Here is a 13,853-nt window from a genome sequence, read left to right on the forward strand (position 1 = left end):
GTTAATGCGGGATAAAAGCTTTTTGAGGAGGTCTACACATGAATCAAGAATCACAAGCAGTTGCAGTATTACAAGAAGCCAAAGAGACATTTATAGGCCGAATATTTTCAGTAGTTGGATCCGGTATCTTTTTTATTGGTTCCTTCATCGCAGCCGTTGTAGCTTTTAAAACATATACTCGTCTATTACAAACTTCTACATCATAAAAAAAACGGAGAATATTCTCCGTTTTTTATTAACTAAAATACACCAATAACATTTAAAAATACAAGAATAACTGTAATCGGAATAATATAACGAAGCAAGAAAAACCATATGTTAAATAACGTCTTCCCTCTTGTTCCTTTAACTTCTAATTCTTGCATTAACAACTCTTTCTTCATTTTATTTGGTACAAAGAGCGAAATGGCTAACACGCCAAACGGAAGTAATATGTTGCTCACCATAAAGTCTACTAAATCAAAAAATGTCTTTCCGAAAAATTTCACATCACTCAAAACTCCAAATGATAAAGCAGCTGGAATGCCAACTACGAAAATGAGTAATCCAATGATGAGTGATGCTGATGGACGCTTCTTCTCATCCTCTTTCGCTACAGAAGCAACAACAATTTCCAGCATAGAAATTGCCGATGTGATTGTTGCAAAGAAAAACAGAATTAAGAATAAAATAAAGAAAAAATGCCCGAACGGAATTTCTCCAAATACAGCTGGAAGAACAATAAATAATAATCCAGGTCCTTCTGTCGGACTAACACCTAACGCAAAAATTGCCGGAAAAATTGCTAGTCCTGCAAGTACAGTAACAAAGACTGTTAAACTTGTAATTGACGTTGCTGATTTTGCTAAATGTTCTTCTTTTTTCAAATAAGAGCTATATGTGACCATAACCGAAGCTCCAACCGTAAGTGAAAAGAACGATTGTCCCATCGCATATAAAATTGTTTTTGCTGTTAGCTTTGAGAAATCGGGTTTTAAGAAAAACTCGACACCTTTCCACGCCCCGTCCAGTGTAAGAGAACGAATAATGATTGCAAGAAACAGAACAAATAAAAGCGGCATCATATACTTACTTGCTTTTTCAATTCCTTTTTCTACACCTTTACTTACAATAAAAATGGTACAAAGCATAAAAATAAATTGTGCTCCAATCGCACTGATTGGATTTGAGATTGTTTCTCCAAATAACTTTGCGTAATCAGCACCATTCGCCCATAATCCACCTGTTACACTATAAAATAAATAAAGTAAAATCCATCCTCCAACAACACTATAAAATGATAAAACACTAAAACATGTCACTACTCCCATACGACCAATCCATGGATATAGTTTACCATTTGGTACTAATACTTTATAAGCTGTCACTGCTTCTTTTTGCGTACTGCGACCAATCACAAATTCCGCCACTAAAAGCGGCATACCGATAAATATTGTCATCAATAAAAAGACAAGGAAAAAAGCTCCTCCGCCACTATTTCCGGCAACATACGGGAATTTCCAAATCGCCCCAAGTCCTACTGCTGCCCCGGCTGCTGCGAGTACAAAACCAATTTTCGACGTCCATTGCTGTGTTTCTTTCATTTCCACTTCTCCTTATCTCATTGTTTTTACTGTTCTTAATCGGATACTTTCATTTCATACTCGCCCACCTCCTTCAGAAAATAAAAAAAGTCCTCTACACGCTATTATGCATGTAGAGGACGATATATATAATATAATACCGTGGTACCACCTCAACTGGATAAGTTATCCCACTTTTCAGGTACAGGAATACTTCCGATACCTTATCCTTGTAACGGCGGAACCCGGGTTGCCTACTTTTAATTCAACATACCTCTCGCAAGCCCATTCTGTATATTTTATCGTACCGGGCTCACACCTTTCCCCAGCTCTCTGAACGCCTCAAATATACGTACTCTTCTTGCTCATCGATTTCATGTATTGAAGTTACTTGTGATTATAGAGGAGATGATTTCATTTGTAAAGACTAAATTAATTGACATCCCCTAAGTATACTTCCGTTTTTTCGTGATGAATAAAATGTTTTTGCAGTTGTGCGCATAATGTTTGTGGGTATAATCGATAATGTGTGATGTTATGTAAAGGCAGCCACTCTATCCCAACTTGATTCGTATCTAACTGCGTTGCTCGCTTCATATCCGGTTCACTTAAAAGTGTGCATGAGAACATGTATTCAAAAAGAAAGAGGGTTTTTATGCCTATCTTTTAATTTGTATTTATCTAAAGAATACAAAAATGCTTCTCGCTCTTCTATATTGTGCACATAAGTAGACTTAAGTACTTCCTGTAATACAATATTTTGTTTCTTCTTATCTAGTTGTAACTGCTTTACTTTTATACGTACTTCATATAAAAAATCTAAGTATTCCTTATAACGATCATCATATTTCCCAGCAATTTTATCACGAATTTTTTTCGCAAGTTTTGGACTCGCCCCTCCAGTCGATACAGCAATATTCAATTTCCCGCGATGAAAAGCTGCTGGAAAATGAACGTTACCACTTTCTGGATCGGTAATTACATTTACTAATTGATTTGGCGCTGCATCATCTGCAATTCTCTCATTTAACACTGGATCATCCGTTGCCGCAACAACTATAAACGCCCCGATAAGATCGCTTGTTTCATATTCTTTTTGAAACCACCGAATTTTTTGTTCTTCTACAAGTTGGTTTAAACTTTCATCCAACTTTCTACTAATGACAATAATTTGAGCTTCTTCTCGCAATAAAGGAGCAATCTTAAATGCCGCAACTCGTCCGCCGCCAATGAAAACAACACGTTTATTCTTTATTCGCACTGTTAATGGATACATATGCAATCTCCCTTATCATTTCTTCTGTACGTTTAATGAGCATATCTTGAAACACCTGATTTTTGCTTACATACGGACATAATACAATATGAGAATGATTATATTTCCGAACCGTTTTTTCAATTCTCTTCATTAATAATCCTGTGAATAAAAGATATGGGAAGATAACAATCGGAGCATTCCTTGTTTGAATAAGCTCACACAACTTCTCTTCAAATTGCGGCTTCGCTGCTGCTAAATAACATACTTTGACCTCTGCCACTTCATCTGCCGTTTCAAACAATGACGCAATCTCACCAACATCTCTTAACGTTTCCTCGTCACTACTCCCTCTTGCTACAAGTAAAAGAGAAACTTGTTTTTCAATCGCTTTTATTCCGCTCCCATCGAGAACTGCATTAACAAGTTCACGAGAAACACCAAATGGATTTCCATATGAAAAAGACACATATGGATATTGAATTTGTAACTTTTCTAGCTCCTCAGGAATATCTTTTTTCACATGAACTGCTGCTAATAAAAAGACAGGAACAATCACAATTTGCGTTGCTCCTTTTTGCACACAAGCTGTAGCCCCCTCAGCAATAGAAGGAGATGCTAATTCTAAAAAGCATAATTCCTGAATAGGAGCTGATATACGTTCCATACATGATGTAACAAAAGCAGCCGCTTCTTCACACGCTTCTTGTAAACGACTGCCATGACAAATATAAAGTACCGCTTTCATATTAAAGCGCTCCGCTAAGCGGATATGAATGTTCAAGTTTTTGTTCAAACCATTGAATTTTTTCGCGAAAGCGTACAACCTCACCAATGACAATCATACTCGGGTTTTGAATTTGTTCTCTTTCTGCCACCGATACAATACTTCCTAATGTTCCTGTAATTGTACGTTGAGACGCTGTTGTTCCCCACTCAATCATTGCGACTGGTGTATTTTCATCTTTCCCATATTTCAAAAGCTGTTCACATATATAAGGAAGATTACTTACCCCCATATAAACAGCTAGTGTATCAACACCTTTCGCTAAGTGCTCCCATTTCACTTCGTCTTTAGCATCTTCTTTCCGGTGCCCTGTTACAACTGCAAAACTTGTGCTAGCTTCGCGGTGTGTGACGGGAATTCCTGCATAGGCAGAAGCTGCAATCCCTGCTGTAATGCCTGGAACAACCTCAAATGGAATTCCGTGTTTCACCAGCGCCTCCGCTTCTTCGCCGCCTCTTCCAAATACGAAAGGATCTCCACCTTTTAAACGCGTCACGATCTTTCCTTTCTTTGCATACTTCACTAAAAAAGCATGAATCGTTTCTTGTTTCATCGTATGGTAGTTCGGAAGTTTCCCGCAGTAAATTAAATCCGCTTCTGGCTTCGCATAAGAAAGCAGCTCTTTATTCACAAGACGATCATATAAAATGACATCTGCTTGCTTAATGCATTTTACTCCTTTCACAGAAATTAACTCCGGGTCCCCTGGCCCTGCACCTACAATGTACACTTTCCCCATACTTTCCCCTCATTTCTTCTATAAAGTGAAACTTCCATCAGCAGAACTTTTTCTACTAATACTTCCTGTTACCATTGATTAAAGCGTTTCCTATTCGTCTAAAACAAAAGCTGCCCCCTGCGAATTTTCTTTTTCTCGTATAAAGAAATTTCTTTCACTTCCGGCAAAGGTAAAAAATATTTTTCAAGTTCCACTTCAACAAGGCGAAATGCTTGCTCTTCACTTTGTGCAACGACGACTACAGGAACAACACCAGTTGTTAAAACTGCTTCAAAACGATATAAATCCATATTGTCCCGCCTCCTACGATGCAATCACTTCTTCTATAATCGTATCTAATACTACTTGTAGATTCGTTATTCCAACACGACCAACAAATTCATAAAACGTTTCACTAGGAAGCTTATTTTCCTTAAAATATGTTAAAAATGCAGTAAGAACATGCGGCAAGTCTTCACCATCAATTTTCCCTTTTAGCTTTTCATTGTAAGCACCGCCGCCGAGCAGCGTCCCGCCTACATAAATTTCAAACGCTTCAACCATTCCCTTTTCTTTCGTTTTCATTTTGACGCCTTGCAAGCCAATATCAGCAATTTGTCTTTGTCCACAAGAGTTTGGACAGCCGACCATATGAATGCGAACGGGTACATCTAATACAAGCTGTGCATCTAAATAATCTGCAATATTACGTAATCTTTCTTTCGTCTCCACTAACGCTAAATTGCAATACTCAATCCCTGTGCAAGAAACTGCATAACCGATAAATGACTTTGGCTTAGCAGAAATTGTTTCAAATAATGGTTCTTGCAATAGTTCATCAATATTTTCTTGCAGCACATTCGGAATAATAAAGTTTTGTGAATTACATGTACGAATTTCACCATTCCCATACTGCTTTGCAATTCTAGCAATCTCATACATTTCTTCTGCATGCAGACGACCAACTGGTACATTAAAACCAATATAATACCGATTATCCTGCCTTTGCTTATGAACACCGTAAAAATAACCAGCATTCCAACCTTTTAAGGCACTTTCTCCACTCCCATATAAAGGCCCAGTATATTGTAATAACTGTTCTTTAAATTTTTCTGCTCCCCAATCTGCAACAAGAAATTTTAAGCGGGCAAAGTGGCGCTTTTCACGATAACCAAAATCACGGAAAATCGTAGCAATCGCAATTGCTACATCTTTCACTTGCTCCGGTAAAACAAATATATCTAACTCTTCAGCCAAATACGGACGTGCCGATAAACCGCCACCTACTTTTACATGAAAACCAATAACTGTCTCTCCGTTTATTTCTTTCGTTGCAGGTGTAAATGCAACGCAGTTAATTTCAGCATTTGCTGAATTGTACACATTTGAGCTAATGGACATTTTAAATTTTCGTGGTAGATTTGAAAATTCTTCATTATGCTGAAAATATTCGTATACCTCCCGAACAATGAATTGTGTATCTAGCAATTCATTGTCATCAATTCCAGCAAGTGGATTCCCCGTAATATTACGTGTAATATCACCGCACGCACCAGCTGTTGATAACCCTACTTTTTCTAACCGCTTGAAAATGTCTGGAATTTGCTCAATTTGTAGCCAATGAAACTGAATCGCTTGACGCGTTGTAATATCGATCACATCACGGCCGTAATCTTCTGCAATAGAAGCAAGAGCTTCAACTTGTTCATTTGTTATAATTCCAGATGGGATATTCACACGCATCATAAAATATCCCGCCTCTTTTGGGCGCTGCAAATATAAACCTGCCCACTTAAAAGAATCCCATTCTTCTTTCGGAATAGACGCAAATCCATGTTCAGCATAATACGGAATATCTTTAAAAATTTCTAAACCGTCTTTTTCTAATTTCTTTTTCTCTGTTGTATTTAATTTTTCATTGTTTGCCCACACTTTTTCAGAACTCATCTTTTATCCTCCTTAGATAAAGTGAAACTTTACTCAGTGGGGGTTCTTCATCCCCACTGAGTATTAGCCCTCGCCAGTCGGGCGCATGCCAGCTGTTATCTTCTTCGATCTTCTATTAATGGTGGGGGGGCTTACTGCCCACGAATAGCGGGATAAAGCTTCGTTTTTGCAAATAAGCAATAATTTGCTGTGCACATTCTTCAATAGAATAACGATGTGTTTCCACAATAACCTCAGCTTGAATCGGCTCTTCATATGGAGAGTCAATTCCCGTAAACTGTTTAATCTCTCCGCTTCTTGCCTTTTTATACAACCCTTTTGGATCACGCTTTTCACATTCTTCAATCGGACACTTTACAAATACTTCAACAAACTCATCTTGTTCTAATATGTCACGCACTTGCCTGCGATCTTCTCGAAATGGTGAAATAAATGCTGTTAGTACAATGCTTCCATTATCAACAAATAGTTTCGCTACCTCACCGATACGCCGAATATTTTCTGTACGATCATGCTCGGAAAATCCTAAATCTTTATTTAAACCGTGACGAATATTATCTCCGTCTAATACATAATTACCGATATTCTTCTCAAATAATTTGCGAGCTACCGCATTAGCTACTGTGGACTTCCCAGAAGCTGATAAACCTGTAAACCATAGAACAAAACTATGATTCTTGTTTTGTTTTCGGCGTTCTTCTTTTGAAACTGATGCTGCATGCCAAGTAATATTTATTCCCATCTATTTTCTCCCCTTACTTAGTTACAACTTCTTTTTGCAAACCGCGAATTAAGACTTCTACAACTTCTTTACGACTAAACGTGCTTGGTGGTAATTCTCCATTTCGTAAAAGCTCTCTTACCTTTGTACCTGATAAAATGACATGCTCTTCTTTTCCATGCGGGCATGTTTTTGTCGATGCCATTCCTTCGCATTTTGCACAATAAAAACTATGTTCAAAAAAGAGAGGTGTAATCCCTAATTCTTCTACTGTAAATTTGTTAAAAATCTCCTGTGCTTCATACGTGCCATAATAATTTCCAACGCCAGCGTGGTCACGGCCAACAATAAAATGTGTACATCCAAAGTTCTTTCTTACGAGCGCATGGAAAATTGCTTCACGAGGCCCCGCATATCGCATTGCTGCTGGAAATACCGCTAAAAAGACACGATTTTTTGGATAGTAGTTTTTTAGAAGTACTTCGTAACTTTCCATTCGAACATCAGCTGGAATATCATCTGACTTCGTTTCACCAACGAGCGGATTTAAAAACAAACCGTCAACGATTTCGAGAGCTGCTTTTTGAATATATTCATGCGCCCGATGAACTGGATTTCTCGTTTGAAAGCCGACGATTGTTTTCCAGCCACGCCGTAGAAACTCTTCCCGCGTTTCACTTGGATCCAAATAATAAGCAGTAAATTTTTCTTTTTTCATTCGTTTCACAAGCGTAATTGGTCCTCCTACATATACATTAGGACGATCGTACAATTTCTTAACACCCGGATGTATGTCTTCTACTGTTTTATAAACAAGGAATGCCTCTTTTTCTTTATTAGACGTGTAAATCTCTTCAACTTGAATCACACCATAAGTCACTCCTTCTTTTACGAGCCTAACTTCTTCTCCTACTTGCAATTCTTTCGCTTTTTCTTCTGTTATAGGCAATGTAATTGGAATGCTCCATACCTCTCCATCTGTTAATCTCATTTCCTCGACTACGGACGTATAATCGCTTTCCCCTAAAAAACCAGTAAGCGGACTATATCCACCGATAGCAATAAGCTCTAAATCACTTAATGCCACTCCATCCAACTCAATTTCCTTTACAATATGTGCTGTTTCATATGTTGTATCAATTCGATTCACTAATGTTTTTCTATCACTCATTCTCTTCTTCTCCTTTTTTATCAGCCTTTATTGATAATGAAGACCACATTCCGTTTTTGCCTTTCCAGCCCACCGTCCATCTCGCATATCGCCGCCTTCTTGCACCTGCATAGTGCATGTCTTACATCCGATGCTCGGATATCCAATATCATGAAGCGGATTGTATGGCAAACTATGCTTGTATACGTAACGCCATACGTCTTTCCATGTCCAATGAATAAGCGGACAAATTTTTATAGATTGAAAACGATGATCTTGATTAACAAACTGCGTATATTTCCGCGTTTCAGACTGCTCTCTTCTCAAACCAGATATCCATGCTTTCCTACCTGTTAATATTTCTTCTAACGGCTTAATTTTTCTTAATTGACAACAAAGGCTTGGATTATGTTCCCACAATTTATCACCATACTCCTTTGCCTGCTCTTCAAGTGTAAGTCCCGGTTGCTTTTCAATAATCTGCAACTTAGAGTATCGTTCCCGTACTTTTTGGATTAAGTCATACGTTTCTTGAAAATGAACATTTGTATCTAAGAATACTACTTTTGCAGATGGATTTACTTGGTTAATCAAGTGCAGTAAAACCATTCCTTCTATCCCAAAGCTGCATGCATACACAATATCCTGCCCATATTGTTCATAGGCCCAGCGCACCGCTGCTAAAGCACCTCTCGTTTCATCATCCACCGGAAATGATACAAAATGATCTTTCCATGTTTCATACGTTAACATCGTTCTCTCCCCTTCATAAAACCTATACAAAAAGGCGGCTTTAATCTAATTAAAATAGATTAAAGCCGCCTCTAGTTTTTCTAGTCAGCATGCTTATTTCAATCGTACTTTTTCACTTTTTTCAAGCTGAATCACTTTCCCATCTTGCACAACAATTGTAATTGAACCATACTTCATATCAGCAAGCATTGTTTGAATCTTACTTGCTACTTCTTCAAATTGTCCTTGTGCCCCCACGAACAGCCCCCCTTTTTTTCATAAAAAAAATCTTTCCCATTTCGAAAAGACTGTTCCGGTAACGTATCTACCTTATCTTCCAAAATGGATTCCATTTTGCTGGATGTAGCACCTTACTTTTATAAAGTAGGTTGCCGGGCTTCTTCGGGCCAGTTCCCTCCGCCGCTCTTGATAAGAATTTAATTACATTTGTATCTTAACACAATTCTGAATTTTTTCAATCATAGTTTTCCGATAAATTTTATATTTTTTAAAAAGAAGGAGTTGCTCACTTAAAAACTCCTTCTTCAACTAGAAACGTGTTTATACATATTCCTTTACACGTATGCGATCGTTTCCGATAATATTCTCATACGATTCCCTCTCAACAACAACATGAGATTTTTCATTTTTCACAAACACAACTGCTGGGCGACGAATGCGATTATAATTGTTTGCCATCGAATAGCCATATGCCCCTGTACAAGAAATAGCTAAAAGATCACACGAAACAACTTTCGGAAGTGCTATATCCCAAATGAGCATATCCCCGCTTTCACAACACTTTCCTGCAATAGAGACAACTTCTTCAGCAGATTCATTCGCTCGGTTTGCTAGTAATGCTTCGTAACGAGCCCCGTAAAGTGCTGGTCGGAGGTTATCTGTCATCCCACCATCAACTGACACATATTTCCGAATGCCTGGAATATCTTTAATCGCTCCCACTGTATACAAAGTTGTTCCTGCATCACCAACAATACTACGACCTGGCTCTATCCAAATTTCTGGAAGTGGATATTCACATGTTGTAAATTGCTCGCGTACCGCATTTGTCACAGCTTGCACATATTCACCAAGAGCAAGCGGTGTATCTCCTTCGGTATAACGAATGCCAAAACCACCGCCGACATTTAATACGGGAGCTACGTAATCCATTTCTTTTCTCACTAATTCTAGAAATTTGTGAAGCACTTCAATTGCCCGAACAAATCCTGCAGTTTCAAAAATTTGTGATCCTATATGAGAATGAATTCCTAACACATTGTAATTTGATTTTTCTAATGCACTTTTCATTGCTTGTAATGCATGCCCTGTTGAAATACCAAAACCAAACTTAGAATCATCTTGACCTGTTGTAATATATTCATGCGTATGCGCTTCTACTCCTGGAGTCACACGAAGCATAACACTGGCAACTTTTCCGTATTCTTTCGCCAAATCATGTAATATTTCTAGTTCTAAAAAATTATCTACAACGAAACACCCAATATTAGCTTCTAGCGCCATCCTCATCTCATCTTCTGTTTTATTGTTGCCATGGAAATGAATACGTTCTGCTGGAAATCCTGCTTGCAATGCCGTATATAACTCTCCGCTAGACACAACATCCAGCGACATATTTTCTTCTGCAGCTAATCGGCACATTTCCATGCACAAGAACGCTTTGCTTGCATATGCTACTTGATAAGAGAACCCACTCTCTCTAAAAGCACGATGAAATGCACGACATTTCTCACGAATTGCTGCTTCATCATATACATAAAGGGGTGTACCGTATGTCGCTGTAAGTTCAGTAGCATCGCATCCTCCAATTTCTAAATGTCCTTGCTCGTTAATGCGGCTTGTGCCGTGTAAATACATGTGAATTCCTCCCTTTTTTTCTCAAAACCATCTATAACATCTCTTAGTTGTTCATATTATCCCTAATTAGGTAAACAAAAAACGCGCGGAACAATGTTCACACGCGTTTCTTATTAGAAAAATATAGGATGAAAAAATAAACTTATGTTATTTTCTCAAATAAGAAACCGCATCAAACATCTCCTAATAGCTCTCCATAAGTCAAAAACTTATGACAGTACTACATTTATTTAATGTAGTCCCAATATATGAATAAAGTGGTCATTCATATATTTCGGCGAAAATCCCTTTCAGACTATAATCATGAATACCACTTTATTTCCTATAGCTTACTTTTGATGATCGCGGCCTCTACCTTTGAGTGTAGATGAGGTAAGTCTATTTAATTTTCAAGCACCTTTTTATTGCTATTAACAATAGCAAATGTGTAATTTATTTGTCAAATACTTTTTTAAATTGGTTTACGACAATTTATTTTCGTATTATCTGGTAAGCGCTTTACACCTATATTCTTCACAGTCCATTCACCATCATCATTTTCAAAGGTAATTGTTACTTTTTCAAACGGCGGGAGTTTTTCCCCTCCTATCCCTGGCTCATATTTAATTATTTCAATAGAAGCACGGAACAAATATGTACCACTGTACATTTTTTTTATGCTAACGATTTTTGGACATTCATATGGCTTTTGTTTTCCATAATACTTTTGAATCGCTTCATTTATTCTTGGAAACAGCACCGAATAAAGTGCATCTTCTAATAATAACGGTTCATGTTCAGCCAAAAAAGGAGCCGGATTTCCAAGTAAAATGAAGCAGCTTACTATAAAACAACATATTTTCTTCATAGTACTCCTCCACTTTTCTATCGATGACATTATTTTATCCAGCTTCCCTTTTTCTACCCAATTATGAGAAAAGCATCCACAAATTCACTATGTTTTTATATAATAGTACACATAGAAAAAAAACATAGAGATATGTAACCGGTTATATACAGAAATGAACGGTTACTTGTAGGTAGTAGGAGGAGCCCAATATGATGCAACGCTTGTTTCCAAAAGTACGATTCGCTCTCATAGCAGTCGTCCTATTATGGATCAAAACATTTATTGTATACAAATTAGCTTTTGATATGAAGATCAATAACGTTTTCGAACAAATCATGTTGTTCTTTAATCCGTTAGCTTCATTATTATTATTTTTCGGTTTCGCTTTATTAGCAACAAAACATCGAAATCGTATCATTATTAGTATTAGTATGGTGTTATCATTTATTTTATTTGGCAACGCCATGTTTTATGGGTTTTACAATGACTTTGTAACATTCCCAGTATTATTTCAAACAAATAACATGGCTGATTTAGGTACGAGTATAAAAGAACTATTTACATATAAAACACTTCTTTTATTTGCAGATACCATTATTTTAGTCATATTATCTCGGAAATCCCCTAGTTTTTGTGACACAACTCCTCTATCGAGAAAAGAAAAACAAACATTTTTTAGTTGTGTAACAGCAGTATTAGCCTTGCAAATGATCATTTCAGTTATTTATAAACCACAACTCTTTTCACATTCATTTGATCGCCAAACAGTTGTGAAAAATCTTGGCTTATATACATATCATATTTATGATATTGCGCTGCAATCGAAATCGTCTGCTCAGCGTGCCTTCGCAAGTGGTGATAGCTTTTCTGAAATTGATAACTATGTGAAAACAAAAGATAGGCAAGCAAATAAAGATTTGTTCGGCGTAGCAAAAGGAAAAAATGTTATTTTAATCTCCATGGAATCTACGCAAAGTTTTGTCATCAATCAAAAAATAAATGGAAAAGAAATTACACCATTTTTAAATGATTTCATTAAAGAAAGCTATTATTTCAATAACTTTTATCATCAAACTGGACAAGGAAAAACATCAGACGCCGAATTTATTATCGAAAACTCGTTATATCCGCTTGATCGCGGTTCTGTTTTCTTTACACATGCTAATAATGAATATACAGCCACACCAGAACAACTTAAAAAACACGGATACTACTCTGCTGTATTTCATTCAAATGATAAAACATTTTGGAATCGCGATTTGATGTATCCTGCACTTGGATATGATCGCTATTTCAACTTACAAGACTATACAAATGCAGAACAGATGTCTGTTGGTTGGGGGTTAAAAGATAAAGAATTCTTCGAACAATCTATCCCGAAATTAAAATCTTTACCACAGCCGTTCTATACGAAATTTATTACTTTAACAAATCATTTTCCATTTTTGCTGCAACCGGAAGATCAATTCATTAATGAATTCACTTCAGAAAGCGGCGTTGTAAATCGTTATTTTCCAACTGTACGTTATACAGATGAAGCATTAAAACATTTTGTTGAACAATTAAAAAAAGAAGGATTATACGATAATTCTATTATCATTATTTACGGAGATCATTATGGTATTTCTGAAAACCATAATGCAGCTATGGCCCAATTTTTAGGAAAGGAAACACTTACTCCTTTTGATACGATGCAGCTGCAAAGAGTACCGCTCATCATTCACATTCCTGGACAAAAAGGACAAGTCATTTCAAAAGTTTCTGGACAAATTGATGTGAAGCCAACACTTCTACATTTACTCGGTATTAAAACAAACAATTCTATTGAATTTGGCACAGATTTGTTTGCTACAAATGATGAGCCACTTACGGTTATGCGTGATGGAAGCTTCGTAACAAATGATTACTTGTATACAAAAAATGTATGCTACAACAAAAAAACTGGTGAACCGACTGATATCACTGTATGTCAACCATATATTGAAAAAACAAAAACAGAACTAAGTTACTCTGATAAACTCATTTACGGTGATTTATTACGATTCGATCCGCATAATCAGTATAAGACCGGTACAATGACAACTAAATTTGAATAAGAAAATGAACCTCGAACAATAACGATTCGAGGTTCATTTTCTTTATATATACAAGTTAAAAAGCTGACATACAATCCCTTTCTTTTCTGTGAAAATAATTTGATTCAGGGCACAATTTAGCTTTTTAATAATACATCTAGATCTTCTTTTTGTGTGTGAAACACGCAAAAAGACAATA

General features: G+C 36.8%; 14 protein-coding genes, 1 pseudogene, 2 riboswitches and 1 other annotated feature. Of the genes and pseudogenes, 2 read left to right on the forward strand and 13 right to left on the reverse strand.

Annotated features, from left to right (window positions below; all coding sequences use genetic code 11):
- Positions 1–38 precede the first annotated feature (38 nt).
- Entirely contained in the window at positions 39–206 is a 168-nt protein-coding gene (locus Q9306_RS21125; RefSeq protein WP_176524617.1) for a hypothetical protein, read from the forward strand.
- A 33-nt stretch (positions 207–239) separates the two neighbouring features.
- On the opposite strand, the gene Q9306_RS21130 is transcribed toward Q9306_RS21125, so the two are convergent.
- From Q9306_RS21130 to Q9306_RS21190, 13 genes and pseudogenes are all read right to left on the reverse strand, one after another.
- Entirely contained in the window at positions 240–1,583 is a 1,344-nt protein-coding gene (locus Q9306_RS21130; protein ID WP_306202049.1) for a sodium-dependent transporter, read from the reverse strand.
- Positions 1,584–1,695: 112 nt separating this feature from the next.
- Positions 1,696–1,940 (reverse strand) — a binding site (T-box leader).
- Positions 1,941–1,994: 54 nt separating this feature from the next.
- On the reverse strand, positions 1,995–2,159 hold the full coding sequence (locus Q9306_RS21135; protein WP_306202052.1) for a hypothetical protein: 165 nt from the start codon (positions 2,157–2,159) through the stop codon (positions 1,995–1,997).
- 37 nt (positions 2,160–2,196) lie between these two features.
- Positions 2,197–2,838: an NAD(P)-binding protein gene (locus Q9306_RS21140; protein ID WP_306202054.1), complete on the reverse strand. Its 642-nt coding sequence runs from the start codon at positions 2,836–2,838 to the stop codon at positions 2,197–2,199.
- The gene (locus Q9306_RS21145; protein WP_306202056.1) at positions 2,807–3,565 is read right to left on the reverse strand and encodes a sirohydrochlorin chelatase; all 759 of its coding nucleotides are present in this window, start codon (positions 3,563–3,565) and stop codon (positions 2,807–2,809) included. The genes Q9306_RS21140 and Q9306_RS21145 overlap by 32 nt, the downstream gene beginning before the upstream one ends.
- A gap of 1 nt (position 3,566) precedes the next feature.
- On the reverse strand, positions 3,567–4,343 hold the full coding sequence (gene cobA / locus Q9306_RS21150; RefSeq protein ID WP_306202058.1) for a uroporphyrinogen-III C-methyltransferase: 777 nt from the start codon (positions 4,341–4,343) through the stop codon (positions 3,567–3,569).
- A 90-nt stretch (positions 4,344–4,433) separates the two neighbouring features.
- A pseudogene (locus Q9306_RS21155) lies at positions 4,434–4,633 on the reverse strand (DUF3906 family protein).
- A 13-nt stretch (positions 4,634–4,646) separates the two neighbouring features.
- Entirely contained in the window at positions 4,647–6,269 is a 1,623-nt protein-coding gene (locus Q9306_RS21160; RefSeq protein ID WP_306202062.1) for a nitrite/sulfite reductase, read from the reverse strand.
- A 115-nt stretch (positions 6,270–6,384) separates the two neighbouring features.
- The gene (gene cysC, locus Q9306_RS21165; RefSeq protein ID WP_306202064.1) at positions 6,385–7,011 is read right to left on the reverse strand and encodes an adenylyl-sulfate kinase; all 627 of its coding nucleotides are present in this window, start codon (positions 7,009–7,011) and stop codon (positions 6,385–6,387) included.
- Between the two features lie 13 nt (positions 7,012–7,024).
- Positions 7,025–8,161 (reverse strand): sulfate adenylyltransferase, encoded by a 1,137-nt coding sequence (sat, locus tag Q9306_RS21170; protein WP_306202066.1) that lies wholly within the window; start codon positions 8,159–8,161, stop codon positions 7,025–7,027.
- Positions 8,162–8,188: 27 nt separating this feature from the next.
- Positions 8,189–8,893, reverse strand: a complete 705-nt coding sequence (locus tag Q9306_RS21175; RefSeq protein WP_306202068.1) for a phosphoadenylyl-sulfate reductase — start codon at positions 8,891–8,893, stop codon at positions 8,189–8,191.
- A 93-nt stretch (positions 8,894–8,986) separates the two neighbouring features.
- Positions 8,987–9,130 (reverse strand): YezD family protein, encoded by a 144-nt coding sequence (locus Q9306_RS21180; protein ID WP_306202070.1) that lies wholly within the window; start codon positions 9,128–9,130, stop codon positions 8,987–8,989.
- A 69-nt stretch (positions 9,131–9,199) separates the two neighbouring features.
- Positions 9,200–9,308, reverse strand: a riboswitch (SAM riboswitch).
- Between the two features lie 125 nt (positions 9,309–9,433).
- On the reverse strand, positions 9,434–10,750 hold the full coding sequence (gene lysA / locus Q9306_RS21185) for a diaminopimelate decarboxylase (RefSeq protein WP_306202072.1): 1,317 nt from the start codon (positions 10,748–10,750) through the stop codon (positions 9,434–9,436).
- A 179-nt stretch (positions 10,751–10,929) separates the two neighbouring features.
- Positions 10,930–11,112: riboswitch (Lysine riboswitch) on the reverse strand.
- 89 nt (positions 11,113–11,201) lie between these two features.
- Positions 11,202–11,597: a DUF3888 domain-containing protein gene (locus Q9306_RS21190; RefSeq protein ID WP_306202074.1), complete on the reverse strand. Its 396-nt coding sequence runs from the start codon at positions 11,595–11,597 to the stop codon at positions 11,202–11,204.
- 191 nt (positions 11,598–11,788) lie between these two features.
- Between Q9306_RS21190 and Q9306_RS21195 the strand changes: the two genes are divergently transcribed.
- Positions 11,789–13,675, forward strand: a complete 1,887-nt coding sequence (locus Q9306_RS21195) for an LTA synthase family protein (protein ID WP_306202075.1) — start codon at positions 11,789–11,791, stop codon at positions 13,673–13,675.
- The last annotated feature ends 178 nt before the right edge of the window (positions 13,676–13,853 follow it).

The organism is Bacillus multifaciens (assembly GCF_030756675.1).
In the GTDB taxonomy this organism is placed as follows: domain Bacteria; phylum Bacillota; class Bacilli; order Bacillales; family Bacillaceae_G; genus Bacillus_A; species Bacillus_A multifaciens.